At 41.6% G+C, this 17,121-nt stretch carries 15 protein-coding genes; 4 read left to right on the plus strand and 11 right to left on the minus strand.

The window, feature by feature from the left end; all coding sequences use genetic code 11:
* Nucleotides 1–1,562: 1,562 nt before the first annotated feature.
* The 4 genes from AC0YOD_RS28435 to AC0YOD_RS28450 form a co-directional block, all read right to left on the minus strand.
* The gene (locus tag AC0YOD_RS28435) at nt 1,563–2,156 is read right to left on the minus strand and encodes a chloramphenicol phosphotransferase CPT family protein (RefSeq protein WP_475802728.1); all 594 of its coding nucleotides are present in this window, start codon (nt 2,154–2,156) and stop codon (nt 1,563–1,565) included.
* A gap of 306 nt (nt 2,157–2,462) precedes the next feature.
* Complete coding sequence (locus AC0YOD_RS28440; protein ID WP_475802699.1) at nt 2,463–3,110, minus strand: rRNA methylase; 648 nt, start codon at nt 3,108–3,110, stop codon at nt 2,463–2,465.
* A gap of 426 nt (nt 3,111–3,536) precedes the next feature.
* On the minus strand, nt 3,537–4,166 hold the full coding sequence (locus tag AC0YOD_RS28445; protein ID WP_475802700.1) for a type 1 glutamine amidotransferase family protein: 630 nt from the start codon (nt 4,164–4,166) through the stop codon (nt 3,537–3,539).
* 78 nt (nt 4,167–4,244) lie between these two features.
* The gene (locus AC0YOD_RS28450; RefSeq protein ID WP_475802729.1) at nt 4,245–5,207 is read right to left on the minus strand and encodes a helix-turn-helix transcriptional regulator; all 963 of its coding nucleotides are present in this window, start codon (nt 5,205–5,207) and stop codon (nt 4,245–4,247) included.
* Nucleotides 5,208–5,756: 549 nt separating this feature from the next.
* On the opposite strand from AC0YOD_RS28450, the gene AC0YOD_RS28455 reads away from it, so the two are divergent.
* Nucleotides 5,757–6,050: an S-layer homology domain-containing protein gene (locus AC0YOD_RS28455; RefSeq protein ID WP_475802701.1), complete on the plus strand. Its 294-nt coding sequence runs from the start codon at nt 5,757–5,759 to the stop codon at nt 6,048–6,050.
* A gap of 157 nt (nt 6,051–6,207) precedes the next feature.
* On the opposite strand, the gene AC0YOD_RS28460 is transcribed toward AC0YOD_RS28455, so the two are convergent.
* On the minus strand, nt 6,208–6,969 hold the full coding sequence (locus AC0YOD_RS28460; RefSeq protein WP_475802702.1) for an AAC(3) family N-acetyltransferase: 762 nt from the start codon (nt 6,967–6,969) through the stop codon (nt 6,208–6,210).
* 141 nt (nt 6,970–7,110) lie between these two features.
* Between AC0YOD_RS28460 and AC0YOD_RS28465 the strand changes: the two genes are divergently transcribed.
* The gene (locus AC0YOD_RS28465) at nt 7,111–7,338 is read left to right on the plus strand and encodes a VOC family protein (protein ID WP_475802703.1); all 228 of its coding nucleotides are present in this window, start codon (nt 7,111–7,113) and stop codon (nt 7,336–7,338) included.
* A gap of 74 nt (nt 7,339–7,412) precedes the next feature.
* Here AC0YOD_RS28465 and AC0YOD_RS28470 read toward each other — a convergent pair whose 3' ends face one another.
* The 6 genes from AC0YOD_RS28470 to AC0YOD_RS28495 all read right to left on the minus strand — a co-directional run bounded on the left by AC0YOD_RS28470 (nt 7,413) and on the right by AC0YOD_RS28495 (nt 13,384).
* The gene (locus AC0YOD_RS28470; protein ID WP_475802730.1) at nt 7,413–8,387 is read right to left on the minus strand and encodes an ROK family protein; all 975 of its coding nucleotides are present in this window, start codon (nt 8,385–8,387) and stop codon (nt 7,413–7,415) included.
* A gap of 18 nt (nt 8,388–8,405) precedes the next feature.
* Nucleotides 8,406–9,092, minus strand: coding sequence for an N-acetylmannosamine-6-phosphate 2-epimerase (locus AC0YOD_RS28475; RefSeq protein ID WP_475802704.1), 687 nt, complete (start codon nt 9,090–9,092; stop codon nt 8,406–8,408).
* A 39-nt stretch (nt 9,093–9,131) separates the two neighbouring features.
* Entirely contained in the window at nt 9,132–10,049 is a 918-nt protein-coding gene (locus tag AC0YOD_RS28480; RefSeq protein WP_475802705.1) for a dihydrodipicolinate synthase family protein, read from the minus strand.
* A 64-nt stretch (nt 10,050–10,113) separates the two neighbouring features.
* On the minus strand, nt 10,114–11,001 hold the full coding sequence (locus AC0YOD_RS28485) for a carbohydrate ABC transporter permease (protein ID WP_475802706.1): 888 nt from the start codon (nt 10,999–11,001) through the stop codon (nt 10,114–10,116).
* 12 nt (nt 11,002–11,013) lie between these two features.
* Nucleotides 11,014–11,910, minus strand: coding sequence for a carbohydrate ABC transporter permease (locus AC0YOD_RS28490; protein WP_475802707.1), 897 nt, complete (start codon nt 11,908–11,910; stop codon nt 11,014–11,016).
* Between the two features lie 85 nt (nt 11,911–11,995).
* On the minus strand, nt 11,996–13,384 hold the full coding sequence (locus tag AC0YOD_RS28495; protein WP_475802708.1) for an ABC transporter substrate-binding protein: 1,389 nt from the start codon (nt 13,382–13,384) through the stop codon (nt 11,996–11,998).
* Nucleotides 13,385–13,597: 213 nt separating this feature from the next.
* Between AC0YOD_RS28495 and AC0YOD_RS28500 the strand changes: the two genes are divergently transcribed.
* Together AC0YOD_RS28500 and AC0YOD_RS28505 are read left to right on the plus strand one after the other, a co-directional pair.
* Complete coding sequence (locus AC0YOD_RS28500; RefSeq protein ID WP_475802709.1) at nt 13,598–15,253, plus strand: response regulator transcription factor; 1,656 nt, start codon at nt 13,598–13,600, stop codon at nt 15,251–15,253.
* A 4-nt stretch (nt 15,254–15,257) separates the two neighbouring features.
* Complete coding sequence (locus AC0YOD_RS28505; protein WP_475802710.1) at nt 15,258–17,075, plus strand: cache domain-containing sensor histidine kinase; 1,818 nt, start codon at nt 15,258–15,260, stop codon at nt 17,073–17,075.
* Nucleotides 17,076–17,121 lie beyond the last annotated feature (46 nt).

The raw sequence follows: 17,121 nt of genomic DNA on the forward strand, positions 1-17,121 counted from the left end.
CCCATAATTTAGCACATATTGGAACTATCCTGCCCATTAGCTTAATAAAGAAGAGGAGCAGTTCACCGTAGCAATCTGCTCCTTGTTTGTTGAACTAACGTTACCCGTTAGCTTAATGAATGGTAGAATCTGTTCCTCGAAATTCCGACGGCGGACTGAGGGTCGTATGCCCGAAGCGTGAATACGGTGTTATGTGAAGCTCTTTCTTTATTGATTAGCCATCAAACTAATCCCTTAAATCTTTTATTAGTAAATATATCCCTATAAATAATAACATCATTGAAATGCTTATACTCATCACAGACGCAATCCATATCGAACTCATAGAAAATAATAAGAATTGTCCTACTATAAGAATAAAACATGCTAATGGAAATATCTTTTGCATTCGTAATATTATACTTTTTTTATGTTCTTCATTTCTTTCAATTAAAAAGTTAGTTACCATCGATAAAAATAAAGGAATTGGGACAAAAATGATCAGCACATATAGATAATAACCATCATCGACTGAATTGTCCTCTGTAAAGATAAACAAATCGGCATATAAAAATAACACATAAACGAGAGTTAATAATGAACTGCTATAGCTTATAAGCTTAAATATTAGTTTTATCACTGAATTTGCTATCATCCTTTCCACAAAGAGTTTCACATAACGATAAATTTGTGAACTTCGCAAATAATTCCATCCTCGGAGTATTCGCGAAATGTTTAAACTATCCTTCCCTTTAGCTTAATAAAAGCAAGGAGCACCTACCGTAGTAACTGCTCCTTGCTCTGTTCAACTAACGTGACCCGTTAGCGTAACGAACAAGTATGTCATCCTAGTTAAGCCCATAATCTGAATAAGAAAACAATCGTACCGAATAGTGCTAGGGAATGCACTTATATCCACGTTTGAAACGATTTATTGACCATCTTTACATTGTTCATTTTTGCCCAACTCTTTAAATCCGAGGTACCTCTATCTTCATCCTTTAAATACATAAATTCCATATCCATGGGGACGATTCTCCTCCTGTAAGGTAATATCCCGGTAACAGGTTTAAAGTACCCCCTGGTCATTATCACTTTGATATTCCTCGAGCTAATTATTTTCCCATTTAATATGATTTGCTCATTGGATAGGCATAACTCGGTTGGTTTCTTGAAAAATGTTTTGTACAATGCGAGTAACAGTACAACTAAACATAGAAGAATCACCGTTAACGAAGCGTAGAATACACCACTCTGATCCCATGATCTAAATACAAGAATAGATTGACTCAATATAATAACAATCATGCCTATAATGGTTCTAATCCTTGTAGGACTCTTAACTGGATGCTTTATCTCCCTCAACATTGCCCCCCCTTGTTCAAATCCCTCAACTAAATATACCACATATTGGAATTATTCTGCCCGTTAGCTTAATAAAGAAAAGGAGCGGCTGCCGCAGCAAACTGCTCCTTGTTTGTTCAACTAACGTTTCCCGTTAGCTTAATTCTGAAATCCCTCGGGCAGACCGAGGGGCAATAGCCCCGATGCTTGAATATGGTGTTGTCTGATGGATACGCCTTCTAGGAAACACTAACATTTCTTTTACTTAATTTCTTAAATACCGAGTAATCCTTATTGGACTTAATAAAACTTAATATCTCTTCGGCACATTCTGTTGGATTCATCTTTTCCGTATTTACTTCGAGGTCATATTCATCAAAGCAATATACTTTGCTAAACTGTGAAGCCGCTAGTCCAATCTGTCTATCTCCTCTTGTTTGCTCTCTTCTTATGAGTTCTTCTTTCGAGCATATTACACCTATAAATAACGTAGGCTGATCGAAAAATTGATCAAGAAACTCATTAAACCTCTTGTCATTGTCGATTACGGTATCTACTATTACATTAAAACCCATTTCTGATAACAATTTAATTGTCGAATGGAACACTGCGAATATGGAATCATCAAGTATTTGTGAGACAACTTGATGATCTATTTCTCTTGTAGGTTCATCTGGAAATTTATTATTAATAAAATCATTGTAATTATTAAAAAAATCATCAATTGATAAATGATAAAAAAGAATCTCTTTCTGATTTATCAGTTCAGTCGATATGGAGGTCTTTCCAGAACTTGAAGTTCCATTTAGAAAAACTAATATCCCTTGCTTCAATTTAATCATCCCTTCAAAAAATAATCATTGCGTATCTTTCAGATAACGTTATATTCACAAAGTTTATAAAATTATCCAACTCGGAAAATATTCGAGAAACGATTGAAATATCCTGCCAGTTAGTACAACGAGGCTACCTTTTCATATCGACTGGTGATTGCCCATTAGCTTAATGACATGTCAAAAAGCACATATGAGTAATAAAAAGCACCTCCAACCAAATGGAGATGCGTTTGATTTGTAATTCCAACTAAAACTTAATCCAAATAGGGACTTTATTGCCAAAATGCATCAACTCCTCAATCATTAGACGCTTTGCATTTCTGTCTCTACCCTTAAGCAAGTAGAACAGAAATAAAAATAAATGAAGGATTCTCCTATATGGAATGAAAATCCCTTGTGTATCAGTCCCTTGGAATTATAATCTTCACTACAGACGGTAGCTATATAATGCATTTCTTTGCAGCAAAAGGAACAATATTTTTGAATCTCATCGATTGCAAAGAGAGGCGGGCCAAGTAATCGGCATATATACTCTGAACCGAATAACATAAAGGGTTCATCATTATCCTTATCTAAAAGAATATCCTTATTCGATAAAGGTACCAGTTTAGTACTGCTGAAAGGAAGAGGAACCGGTAGCTTATCAGTCTCTTCCATGATCCAATGCTCTTCATCAGTTTGTTTAACAATAGTAACTGCTTTAGCTGCCGCATCAAGCTGAAAAACCTGAGGTTCCCAGTACCCGGAACAATTTAGACAGCTAACAAGAGGTAAACTATCTAGAGGAGCTTTGTGAAGTTTAGTCATTCGAGGGTCTGTAAGGTCTATGCAAAAGATAAGATGCATGGGGGCATGGCAATTCATACATAAGGGTGTTAGCCAACTTGATCCCCCAAAACTGTGATGAAATTGTTCATTTCCCATAACCACTCGATATCCAGATAATTGCATGAATAAATCCTCCCCCTTGATTCAGCGACAGAAATCTGCCCGTTGACTTAATAATGCATGTCAGTCTAAGACTTTATTATCTATTAACAAATGTATAGAGTAAATAAAGTATTCTCTTAGTGCTTAGTCTAAAAGCGTTATCATTAAATGCGAAGAAGTGTATTGTTCCGTCTTGAAATGGATTTTCGAGGAAACCATGTCTAAGAGCTATTTTACCAGTGAGGAAATGGTTAATACCTTTGGGAAGAAGATTGCATATTTACATCAGTTTTCCCAGAGTTTAATACATGTAAGTAGGCTTATCAAACTAGAGAAGCCCATAACATAAAACCACTCATGTCTTTCCTCATCATGAGTGGTTTTATGACGTCTACCTTTATCGGTGCTATTGGTGACATAAAAAGCATGGTGAATACTACTTATGAGCTATTTAATAGAGTCCATTAACTCGAAGAAGTATTTGGGTTCATGAGTCTGATAAAGGTTAAACCATGAATCTAATGTTTCTGTTGCAAACACATCTAGCACCTTCAATACATGCATAGCAAATTCCAACGGAGCTATTCCTGATGCAGTAACTAAATTACTATCCGTTACTGCTGGGTCCGTTTCATAATATTTTTCTCCACAATAATTAGGACAAATCATTTTCAGATATTCAAGATTGTTGCTAGTATGCCTCCTTGAGTCTAGTAATCCCATCTTTGCAAGTCCCATTGTTGCACCACAAATCGCCGCAATAACAGAACCTTCTTTTAAAGCTTTAGAAACTTTTTTTAATATAGGTTCGTGAATGGCTTCCATCCAAGTATCCCCACCTGGAAGAACTAGAACATCAGTGCTTTCCAAAATACATTCATCAATAGAAATACGAGGTAGTATCTTCAAACCTCCCATTGTAGTAATAGGATTATGATCAACACCTACTGCAACCACCTCTAAAGGCACTAATTCTTTTTTGAAATATCTGCCCGAGTTTAGTTCAGCAATTAAATAACCTACCTCCCAGTCTGACATCGTATCAAATACATAAAGATACACTTTTTTTGTATGCATAATACACACTCCCTTTGTAATTAATCGATATACCCTATTATAAAAAAACTTTACTGACATCCTCCGTCAGTAAAGTTTTTAAACTTGATAATAATCAATTAACTCGTGTAGAACTTCAATAAGTTCTTTCTTCAAGCTTATTGGTTCTATTACTTGAATGGATTTTCCATAGGGTAAAAGTAAGTATGGTACATACTTATGAATGGCTTCTTCTTCTAATAGAAATATCACTTTATTAGAAGTTCTTTCTTTGAAATAATGCCCTAGAAACCAATGCTGGCATAAGTTATCCAACGCGCTTGTCTTACCACCAATAACTACAGGTATAAGTCCTTGCTTATCTTCTACTTCTGGAAGTAGACTTTCCATGAAAAATTCACCTGCCGAAAAAAACTTCGGACGATTGAAGGTCATATCGGTTTGAGTAATACTGATTATTCGCCCCACTTTAAAACTGCGAATTTCATTCCTTAGCTGACAAAATGCAATGACATACCAGTTATTATTCCAATAAATAATTCCATAAGGATCAACAATCCTACGCTTCGAATGCTCTTCACGACCTGTATGGTATTCAATTTCTACAGCTGTTTCGCTTACTATACCTTGCTCCAATTTCTTCAATATTGGCTCCATAGATACTTTTCCAATTGGACTTAGTACTTCAAGCCCTTCTAAGTGCTGCTTAACCATTCTTTCCTGCTCTTGATTTGAATACTTTTTTAACTTAGATGTTGCGCTGTTCAATGCCTCTCCGAAAAAATATCCAGCTTCTTTTGCAAAAACAGCAGCATGAAGTAAAGCTGTCTGCTCATCAACATCAAAAAGAAGTGGACTTTCAATAAAATGATTTAACAGGGTATACCCCCCGTTATGACCTGTGTCAGATATAATCGGCACACCACTGGTAGAAAGTGCATCCATATAACGGTAAACAGTTCTTATATTAATCTCTAGCTTTTCAGATATTTGTTTTGCCGTAACTTTCTTTCCTGAATTCAACATCCATAGAATCGCCATCATATTATCAATTTTAGAAATAATATTCCACCTCGTTATTCCACTCTATATGAACTTATTAAAAAGCAACAATTTCATTATTTAATCCAAAATAAAATAATTATGTCATATGACATAATTGATGACAACGCTCACTATGAAACAGAGAAATATTACCCTATAATTTCTGTGGCATCAGATAAAGAACATAGAGACATAGATATATCTCGAAGCACATGGTTAGGTTACCTGCCAGTAGCTAGTGAAAAAACACTCTGTTTATTCTATTTAAGAGATATGATACGGACAAAAGATCCAGAAGGGAGAAGAACATCTAAACATTAATCAAGATGAAGATGTGAAGGCATTGTCTGTGTCTACGACAAATATTGAGCAAAATTGAAATTGAAAGGAAACCTAAAAATGAAAAAAGGAAAAAGTAGTATAAAGATAGACTCGATATATAAATTAAAGTCCCTTTTTATCTTAGTGACGATTTGCTTATTCCTATAAAATGTAATTTCTATCACAGCGTATGCCACCCCTCAACTCCCTAATAACACGCAGACCTTTAGTGGATACAGTATATCAGTGCGGGGCGCAACAAGTCCTGATGGATTTTTTTCATTAAAAGCATCGGCCGGACAAGTTTATGCTGATAGTTTCGGAGCGGTGCTTCCTGTTCAATCCATCGAGACAACTCTTCATCCGTATGTAGATGCGGCGAAAGCTTCGGAATGGGCAATGGGAAGTATAGCGGACAGTGTACAGTCCGGCATTGTGACAGGTAGAACAAGTACAGAACTTGCACCGAAGGCATTTATTACAAGAGCTGAAGTAGCGATGATTATCCAGCGTCTGCTTCAGAAATCCAACTTGATTTAATTTCACACTAAAAAGAAAGGGTACTCCACCTAAGCTCGCAAGAGCTGCGGTGGGTTACCCTTTCTTCATCTTTAGATCTATAACCCGAATGGTTGGAAAGAATCCCTTTTGGGTTATCGCTGTTATCATTTACCGAGCGGGCCTATCAATATCCATATTAATGATCCAAGGGATTATTATCCGAAAACAAATCCGGATTGTCCATGAGCATTTCGGTTATTACTTTCGCAACCATAGCCGCATCACAAACCCTTACAATGGCATCGCCAAGCCGGCCCTTATGCATCGCGCCCTTACTTTCAAGGACCTCATCTACTTTCCAAAAATGCTCCGACCACGACAAACCGCAATGTCTGCGGGAAGGTACCGGGATTTCTGTTCCATCGGGTAACACCGTGTAAAGCATCTCATGGGCATCCGTTAACCTGCCCGCTATGTCCACCCACTCTTCTACTCCATGAATAAATGTGTTTCGCTTTAAATCGACCCCAACTAATAATATGGTCGCCTTTCGGTCGAGCAACTTCCCCCAGGCGGAACCGCTAGCGCATGGAGTATCGAAACGATGATCATCTTTTGTGAACTCTATTGAATCCTCCCCTAATGCCGCCACCGAATGAGTGGGGTGTAACGAGCGCACCACACCAGGCCGATTGCGAAAAAGTTCGGTTAGTATTCCAACGCAGGAAGGTGAACGATCAACGTAAAACCTCGGGTTTTCCGCATTTATATAGGACCATGTATGGGTGGGTAACACAAGCAGCCCATCCTTCATATACTCGGTAAACGCATCCAAGACTGTGTCCGCGCCACCCTCGACCGGCCCCATGCTTTTCATTGATGAATGGACCAACAACGTCCCTTTGCTGTCAATACCCAGCTGCTCTAATTGCTTCACTAAGCTCTCTATCGTATGCATATTCTTCCCCCCTACTGGACCATTATATCTTTATTATTTTCTCTAGCAACCTTCTAAAAATATTTTTTATGGAATCTGTCGATTTTATCAATTCTCATTCATTGTCTTCATAGAGGCTGCAAGAACAGTCCAAACCAAGGGATGAAGGGATCCGATTCCGTATTTGAGCCGATCATTCGAGGGAATGCCATAAATCAATGTCTCGAGTTCACAACAGAATCCGAAGCTCGCCAAGCCTTCGATAAGCTAGCTGAAGGCGGTAATGTAAAGTGCCCGTTGGAGCCGGCATTTTGGGGCACTTTATTCGGACAAATTGAGGACAAATACGGTGTAAGATGGATGATCACCACCATGGGGCCGACAGCATAAAAAAGAGAAAGAGCCCGTCCGAAAATAAAATCGGGCGGGCTTTTTTGGGAATTCGTCTTCACTGCCTATCCATTTCATTGCTTCAACAATTTCTCCCCATACTCCCAGACCTGTAGTGCCGCACCAATCATCCCACATAAATTTCCTCGATAAGCAGCTTCTATTCGAACGCCCTCCATCATCGACGGCATTGATCTGCGGCTTGCTTCCCTCCTGATTCCTGCGAACAACGGCTCACCCGCTTCAGCGACACCGCCGCCAATCACGATCACTTCCGGATTGAACATGTGGATGAGTGAAGCGATCGCTGAGCCAAGCGCAGCCATCGTTTCCTCCATAAGCTCTACTGCAAGCGGATCGCCAGCCTTCCATCTTGTTATCACATCACGTGAATCCACGTCAGCTTCAAGATAGCCGTTCATCAAGAGCTTCTCGCGCATGCGCCGAGCAATGCTTGTGCCAGATGCATATTGCTCCAAGCAGCCTTTGCCTCCACACATACAGGGCTCTCCATTAAAATCTACTGACATATGTCCAAGCTCTCCGCCTCCGCCCCATAAACCGTGAACAAGGCGACCATCCACAACAACAGCACCGCCTACTCCGGTTCCTAGAGCAAGGCAGAGAAAATGGTCAACGCCCTGCGCTGCTCCCAAATACTTCTCCGTCAGTGCCAGCACATTCACGTCGTTATCTACAATTGTCGGAAGAAGAAAATGCTGCTGGAGAATGCTCTTTAACGCTGTTCCTGCATAATGAGGAATTAGCTCGGAAGCCGACCGAATACTGCCTTCCTTCCAATCCACTTGTCCCGCACTGCCAACGCCCATGCCTTTGAAGCGGATATCCGGCTGCTTCGCCTTTACCTCTCTCAGTAACTCATGAACAGCCAACTGAACACGATCTACCGTAGTTGCTTGGCCCGCCATCGTACTAATGCTAACGGTATGCAACACGGTACCTTCGGAGTTGACGACGCCAGCATTAATTTTTGTGCCCCCAATATCTACGCCAATGGCGTATTCAGCTTCGGGACTGTACAATTGCATATCCACCTGCTCTCCCCCTTACCCTTGGGGCAAACGCAGAGCGCGCACATAACGTGCTGTAATCAACTGCGGTCTTGTAATGGCACTGCCCACAACGACATAAGACGCTCCGATATTCCATGCTTTCGCCGCATCTTCCGGTGTCCATATCCGTCCTTCTGCAACGATCGGAATGCTTATTAATTTGCATAATTGCTCCAGCAAATCAAAATCAGGCGCCTCCTGCTGTGTGCTGTAAGGCGTATACCCCGACAAGGTCGTGCCAATGTAATCAACACCCAGTGCTTCAGCTGCTATTCCTTCCTCAAGCGTCGAAATATCCGCCATCACTGCAGCCCCTCGTTCATGAGCATAATCAATTAACGGCTTTACGCTTTCCAATCGCCCTTCCCGGTTCGTGATATCAAGTGCAACGATGTCCGCTTTAGCGTCTATAATGGCCTTTACTTCTTCCATCGTCGGGGTAATAAAGATAGCTGAACCAGGGATATCTCGCTTAATTAGCCCAATGACGGGCACATCCACTTCTTGCTTAATCGCGAGAATATCCGGAACACCGTTCGTTCGAATGCCAATTGCACCGGCACTCACCGCTGCCCTTGCCATTTTTGCCATCGTATCACCGCCATGCAGCGGCTCATCTTCAAGCGCCTGACTAGAAACGATTAGCCCTTTCACACGAAAAATGTCATTTAATCGAGTCATAATCGCTTACTCACTCCCTAAGAAGATCTATGTGTACACTTAGCCTTTTGCATTCGTGATAGATGTCAATATTTTATGATTCAGATCTTCGATGCGACTCATATCGGAAGCTGTAATAGGCAACAATGGCATTCTAGGTTCGCCCGTTTCGAATCCGCGCAGCTTCAAAATCGCCTTACAAGCTCCATATAGAGACGGGAATGATAACAATTCCACAATAAGCTCATTAACGATAAACTGCCATTTCTGCGCTTCGGCCATATCTCCTTGAACATAACATTGCTCAATCTTCAGGAAAAGCTCTGGCATGACGCCATACGTACCGCCGATTCCACCATCCGCTCCGATGCTGCGTCCGGCAAGGTATTGCTCATCAGGACCGTTTAGTACGAGAAACTCTTTGCCGCCAGAAGCTTTGAATTGCTGAAGTTCAAACGTACTCTCCGCTGATATTTTTACGCCAATTACTTTTTCCTGAGCAGCCATTTTGGTTAAGAGGCTCTTCGATAGTTGAAAACCTGTCGTTTGGGGGATATGGTAAATAATGAAAGGAAGTGATGTGCTATCAATAATGGCCTGCCAATGAGCTTCCACGCTTTGTGGAGATAATCGGTAATAAATAGCCGGTACGGCAGACACGGCATGAGCGCCAACTTGCTCTGCATGCTTCGCAAGCTCAACGCTATCCCTGGTTGAGGGAGCTCCGACATGAGCAATAATCGTAAGCTCTTGACCAACTTCTGCAATAACCGCCTCCAGCATTTGCTTCCGCTCTTCTACAGATTGCAGCATGCCCTCGCCTGAGCTTCCACCGACATACAGACCCTTCACACCAGTAGAAGCATAATGGCGAGCTAGCTTCCGCGCTGCTTCCTTATTAATCTCACCCTGCTCATTGTAGCTGGAATACATCGCGATCGTAATGCCTTTAAACTGTTCTAAATCATAGCGTTTCATTGTAAAATAGCCTCCGTTTTAGAAAGTTGAATTTTAAAGAGCTTGAAATAGATCTCGATGCCTGTTAACCCTTGACAGCCCCCATTGTAATCCCTTGTGTAAAAGCCTTCTGGAATAAAAGGAAGATAGCGATCATTGGAATAGAAGCTAATGCCGCACCAGCCATAAGCAGCCCGTAATTGGTTGTAAATTCGCCTCTAAGCGTAGCAACGCCAAGCGGCAACGTCATCATCGATGTTGATCTAGTCATAATGAGTTGGCTGAAATAATCATTCCAAGAAGTAATAAACGTAAAGATCGCAAGCGCGCCTAATGCAGGCTTAAGTAAAGGTAAGATAATGGTAGTGAATAATCGTATTTCCGAGCAGCCGTCAATCTTCGCAGCTTCGATCAGTTCTCCCGGAATGGTTTGTGCGAATTGCTTCATGAGAAACACACCGAATGGCCAGCCGATCGCCGGTAAAATAAGTCCTTTATAGGTGTTCACCCACCCAAAATCCGCTAACATCGTAAAGAGCGGCACGAGAATAACTTGTTTAGGCAGCGCCATCGCTGCGACGAACATCGTAAAAATGACCGCTCGTCCAGGGAATGTTTTTTTGGCAAGCACATATCCAGCAAGAGAAGAAACAACACATATCGCAATCATCTCTAGCAAAGCGATAATGAAGCTGTTGAACATCCAGCGCTCTACAGGATTTTTGAATAATTCGGTCCAGTTTTGCATGGTCGGCTTGAGCGGAAACCATTCTGGAGGAATGGTGGTAGCGACGGTCTGAAGCTTAAACGAGCCTGAGACAACCCAGTAAAAAGGAAAGATAAAAAATATCGTTGCTAGTATCAAAAGGATTCCTGCCAGCACTTTCGAGGGCGTGAACTCTTTTTTCCATGCGCTTTTCCGCTTTGGATGCGGCATAGATGCTTTCATTTCTAATGAATGGCTTGTATTCATGATGTCCCCTCCTTAGTACTCAACATCGCTGCCAAAGTATTTGAACTGAATGATAGAGATGATGCCAATGACGATCGCGAGCAGAACCCCCATCGCAGAAGCGTTGCCGAAATGGCCCAGCACGAATGCTTGCTCATATACGCCGTACATAACGGTCGATGTACTATAGACCGGTCCTCCCGAGGTAAGCAGCTGAATCAAAGCGAAGCACTGAAAAGTATTAATCGTGGTAATCACGATAATATACAAATTTGTAGGCATCAGCATCGGCCATACAATTTTCCGAAAAATTTGCCAAGGCGTTGCGCGATCCAGCTCCGCCGCTTCGATGTAGGAGGTCGGAATATTGCCAAGTGATGCGACATATAGGATGATCGGTTGACCAACGGATGTCGTAATTAATACCGCGATAATGGCAAGCAGTGCAGTCCTTGTATCTCCCAACCAAGAAATGGGCTCGGCTCCAACCAAGCTTGTTAAATAATTGAGAATGCCATAGTTCGGATGATAGATCCAGCCCCATACCACCGTAATACTAACGACGGAGGATACAGCCGGCAAGTAGAAAACGCCTCTAAAGAAGGATCTTGCAAACTCTTTCTTCTTGTAAATATTGACCGCAACAAAAATAGAAAAGATGATTACGATAGGTACGGTTATGACAACAAGCAAAAGCGTATTTCTCATGGACTTCAGAAATGTTTCGTTATGAATCAACGAGATGTAATTATCGAACCAAATAAAGTTAAAATCTCTGAGCGAGTAATCAAAGAAGCTGATATAAACCCCTTTGACCATCGGATAAGCAACAAAAAGCAGGAAAAATCCAAACGCTGGCAATAAAAAAATATAGCTCATCAACCAATCGCGTATAACATAGCCCTTTGTTTTGCGAACCGCTGCCTCCATTTCCCTCTCCCCATTCTTCGATGATTTGAAAAGAGTAGAGCACTTGCGCACTCTACTCCTTCATGGACGCCTTGTTCTTTATGATTTATTTAGCAGCTGCTTTTGCTTTCGTAATGGCTTCATTAGCTTTTTTGGCAAAGCTGTCCAAAGCTTCTTTGCCTGTTGCTCCGCCAATCAAGGCATTTTGCAGTTCAGGGAACCAGAATGTACGGATTTCCGCATAGCCGTCTGCAATTGTTGGCGCATCAGTCGTAAATTTACGTGCATATTCAGCGTATGTGTACTCGGGATCGTTATATAGCCCTGTAATGGAATTACGCACAGACAATCCACCCGTTTGAATCAAGTTTTTCTTGCCATATACCTCGTCGTTAGCGATAAAATCGATCAATTTTTTCGATGCTGCAATTTTATCCTCATCACCATTGTTGAATACGGCCATACCGCCAAGATACGGCTCAAGCTTTGGCTCAGATCCATCTAATGTAGGGAAAGGAAGTAAGATATCTTCAAATTCAACCATTTTTTTAGATACGTTTTGTGCTTTAAGAACAGCAGAATAGTTTAGTGTAAAAGCTAGTTTCCCTTGCAGGAACAAATCATTCACATCAGCGGCAGCAAGTGAAGCCGAGCCTGCAACGCTTAATTTATCCTTTGTAGCTTGCACAATCCAGTCAAGTGCTTTAGCAGCATCCTCTGTGTTAATTGCAACAGCGGAATTGTCCTCATTCAAAAATCTGGAAACACCTAGGTTAGCGATATAAGCGCGTGTTCCTTGATCTCCTGCTTGGCTTTTTGCAAAAAATCCGGTCGGAATGACTTCCGGCGCTTTTTCTTTAACAGCCTCAAGTGCTTTCTTATACTCTTCAAACGTCCATGTTCTATCTTCCTTTTTCAGTGGAAGCAGATCCAACGCACCGATTTTCTCGAATATCGTCTTATTGACAGCCATCATGAACGGCGCGGTATTAATTGGATACATATATACATCATCGCCTACACTCGATTGCTTCCAGAAGGCCGGTGCAATATCGTTTTTCACTTCATCCGTTACCATATCATTTAGCGGTGCAAGCAAATCCTTTTTGCCCCAGTCTATAATTCGTCCAGGTGCATCATAGATAACGTCAGGAGCTGTGTTGGATGCGATAGCGACATTCAGCTTCTCAGGGCCGCCTTCAAAGGTAATCATTTCAAGGTTTACTTTAATTTCTGGGTTTTTCTCATTAAAAGCTGCAATAATTTCTTTCTCATATTTACCGACTTCACCGTCAAGCGCTTGGAAGGTTGGGAAGTTCCACCATGTAATCTCGACTGGCTTAGCGGCAGTCTCGGTTGCAACAGGTTTTGTATTACCAGCGTTACTACTAGGCTCGTTATTCGAATTCGTGTTCGTGTTCCCACATGCAGCGAGCTGCATGCCTAGCAAAGCGACACCTGCCATCGTCATAAGTCCTTTTTTCATAACTCTCATTCAAATACCCCCCATTATGTTTTCGGAATAGTTGTTAGCGTTTTATTCCTTGCGCTAATCATAAAACATTTGTAAATTTAGAAGAATCCCACTCGCTTTACATTCATGGTCGTTTTCTGACATGTTCCTACTACACATTCATAGGTAATGTTATAATTCATTACATCATTTAGTGAAATCCAAAATAGGTATGCACCTTCTGGAGGGACTATCATGTACAAACTAATGATTGTTGAGGATGAACCCCTTATACGCTTGGGTCTTAAACATTATTTTTCTTGGGAGGAGCTTGAGGTCCATTCCATTATTGAAGCCGAGAACGGATTGGATGGGCTTGAAGCCGCACTCAGGGAAGTGCCCGATTTGGTCATAACCGATATCCGTATGCCAGAGATGGATGGGCTTCAGATGATTGAGCAAATCCGTATGGTGCTCCCTGATACTGTATTTATCATTCTGACAGGATTTAATGATTTTGAATATGCCCAGAAGGCGATTCAGGTCGGCGGTGTCCACGCCTTTTTGCTCAAGCCTTTGGAATACGAGGAAAGTCTTGCGACATTGCAAAATTGCATGGATAAAGTTAAGAAAAAACGCTATGAAATCCAAAGTCTTTCTACAATGGAAAAAGAAATGAAACAAAGCTGGAAGCACAAAGGAAGTGAGCTCGTTAAGCAGCTGCTGGAAGATGAGCATGCTGCAATAGACGAGTCTATGATCGAGGTTCTTTGCGCATTTAAGAGCGTATCTTACATCTATCAACCATTTGTACTAACATGGTTACCTATTTTGGAAGCGCATCCTCAGTCAAGCAAATGGGGCAGACAACAAGCGGAATCCTTTGTGACAGAAATGGTAGAGTCGCTCGTTTCCATTCCTACTCCGCATCATATTTTCACATACACCTATAAGTCCAAGCTTTATGGCATGATTGTTTTGGCAGCAACGGAAAACAGCGATATCGATATTCTACTTGCGGAGCATACTCACAGCAAGCTGGACCATATGCTGAAAACCGCCAGTAACGAGTATCATCTATTTATGGTGATAGGCACGCAAACGACCCATTTTTCCGAGCTTAATAAGCTGCTTCAACATACCGGTAAAGCATTGTATCAACGATTTTACAAAACAGAGCGTTGCTTATTTATTGCCGATCAGCTTAGTGAAGCCTCACCCTCTTCTAAAGCAGCGCATATCCAGCTGGATGAGAATGACAGAAAACGGATCATAGCCTGTCTCGAAAGTGGAAATGAGACGGAGATCCAGGTGCTGATGCAGCGTTTTACCCAAGATATTTTGAGTAAAACAACCTATTCAACGCCTGATAAATGGCTCGCATTTTTGCAGGAAATGATCAGTGTCATTATTCGATTTGCCAATAAAAACGGGATTCACATTGAAGGTGTATACAGCGAAAAGCTTTTAAACCTTACGTTTGTGGATGATTTCCCAACGCTCAGAGCCCTCTTCGACTGGCTGGGCAGGTGGATGGTTCATTTGGGTATCGTTTATACGGAAGGTTTAACGCAGCATCACCAACAGGACGCGATCATCTTTGAACATATCGAAACGTTTATTAGGCAGCATATCGATCAAGAGGTGACACTGCAAATGGTTGCAGACCGCTTCTTCTACAATCCATCCTATTTAAGTCGTCTGTTCAAACGTAAATTGGATAAAAACTACATGCGCTTCGTCACCGAAATTCGAATGGAATTTGCGCAGGAATGCTTGAAGAAGCCGGAGTATTTGGTGACTGATGTTTGCACGATGTGCGGATATAAGAGCTATAAGCATTTCGTAAAAACATTCAGGAGCATTACGAATATGACGCCAACTGACTATAGAAAGCAATCAGGATGGTGACGCTTTGAACAAATTAAGCCGGCCCACCTACCCCTATCGAATGAAGCATGTTAATCATCAAATTTTTGTCCTTATGGTCCTGACGATCACCATTCCATTGCTTGCTATATCGGCTATTATCTATATTTTTTCAAATCAAGCAGTCAAAAATGAATATCAAAGCAGCTCTAGTCTCATTCTCAATAACTTATCCTTCAATATCGATCAGTACCTTCAAAGCATCGAGAAAGGCACGCTCAATGCACAAATGGATAGTCAGCTTCAAGTTGCGCTTGAGCATTGGACTAATAATAAGGATAACAACGGGAATGATCAGAGTATTCAGTATGGAAACACCATTGAGCATTTCATTAGCGCTATTGAGATGACGATCAAGAATGTCGATAGCGTCCAGATCTATGCTGGCTCCCGCGTCTTTTATTCCGCAAATTTTAACCGAGCCGATTACGACTTCAAGGATTTCACTAAGGAAGATTGGTATTTGCAGACGCAGCAAAAAAAAGGGGGAGTCATTTTATTTGGCAGCCATATCCCCTTCCACCGAACCAATTCCAAAGAGCTGGTCATTTCAATCGCAAGGGTCATCAACAAAGTCGGCAGCAAACAACCATTAGGTGTCATGCTCATTGATATCCGACTTGATTCGCTGCGGGAAATCTTGAAACTTTCAGAAACGAGCGAACGCAATTTTATTATTATCGACGATAAGGGCGGCGTCATTTATAATTCGGATGCCGATCTTACGGATACCTCCCACACACTTCCGATAAAGGATAAAACGCTTCGTACTTTTCTAGACAGAGACTCAGGGAGCTTTTATGCGGATGTTGACGATACCAAATCGTATATTAACTTTGTGACCTCCTCTTATTCCGATTGGAAGGTCATTCAGTATATTGGCGAGAAAGAAATGACGAAGCAGGCAGCGTTTCTCGGCAGAATTATTTTAACGTTAGCCATCCTTTCGCTTGGTACTGCTATATTGTTCATGTACATCTTATCGGAGCGTGTAACGAAACCTATCATTCTCTTAAGCAGACAGGTCAAAATGGTTGGTATGGGGAAATTTGACGTTGATTTAAGCAGTGACCGTCAAGATGAATTCGGCGTTCTCTATCAAGGCATTCGCAAAATGGTCGAAGACCTGCAGAACTATATCGAGCGAACCTCTATGGCAAAAGCTCAGCAAAAGGTAGCGCAGTTTGGCGCTCTAAAGAGCCAAATCAACCCTCATTTCCTTGCCAATGTACTCGAATCCATTCAGATGAAAGCAGTCATAAATGGACAACGCGATATTGGGGAGATGGTTGGAATTGTCGGGCGATTATTCCGGGTCCATATTCAATCTGGCAAGGATACCGTTACCCTTCAGGAAGAGCTAGAACATATACGTCTTTACGTCAAAATACAGCAATTGCGCTTTGGAGATAAAATTCAGTATGTCGAACGATTGGCAGCGAATACCGAGAGTATTCAAGTGATGCATTTTTCGATGCAGCCTTTAATCGAGAACGCCATTGTACATGGATTAGAATGCCGCAGCGGACCCGGCCTGCTTGAGGTAACCTCCACAAGATCGGGAAGCGATGTATTGATTATGATTAAGGATAACGGTGTTGGTATGAGTGAAGAGAAGATTAAAGAGCTTCGCTATCGCCTATATCAACCATCGGATACTCTGGACGAGGAACACATTGGAATCAAAAATGTGCATGATCGCATTCTGTTTTACTTCGGTGAGCAATATGGCATAAGCATCGACAGTCAGCTTGGGGAAGGAACGACAATTACTATCCGTCTTCCGGCGAACTACTCCCATTGATGGTTGAAATCCCCATCATAATTAGGGTTTTGGCGTCCGAAAATAA

The organism is Paenibacillus sp. J31P13 (assembly GCF_056269295.1).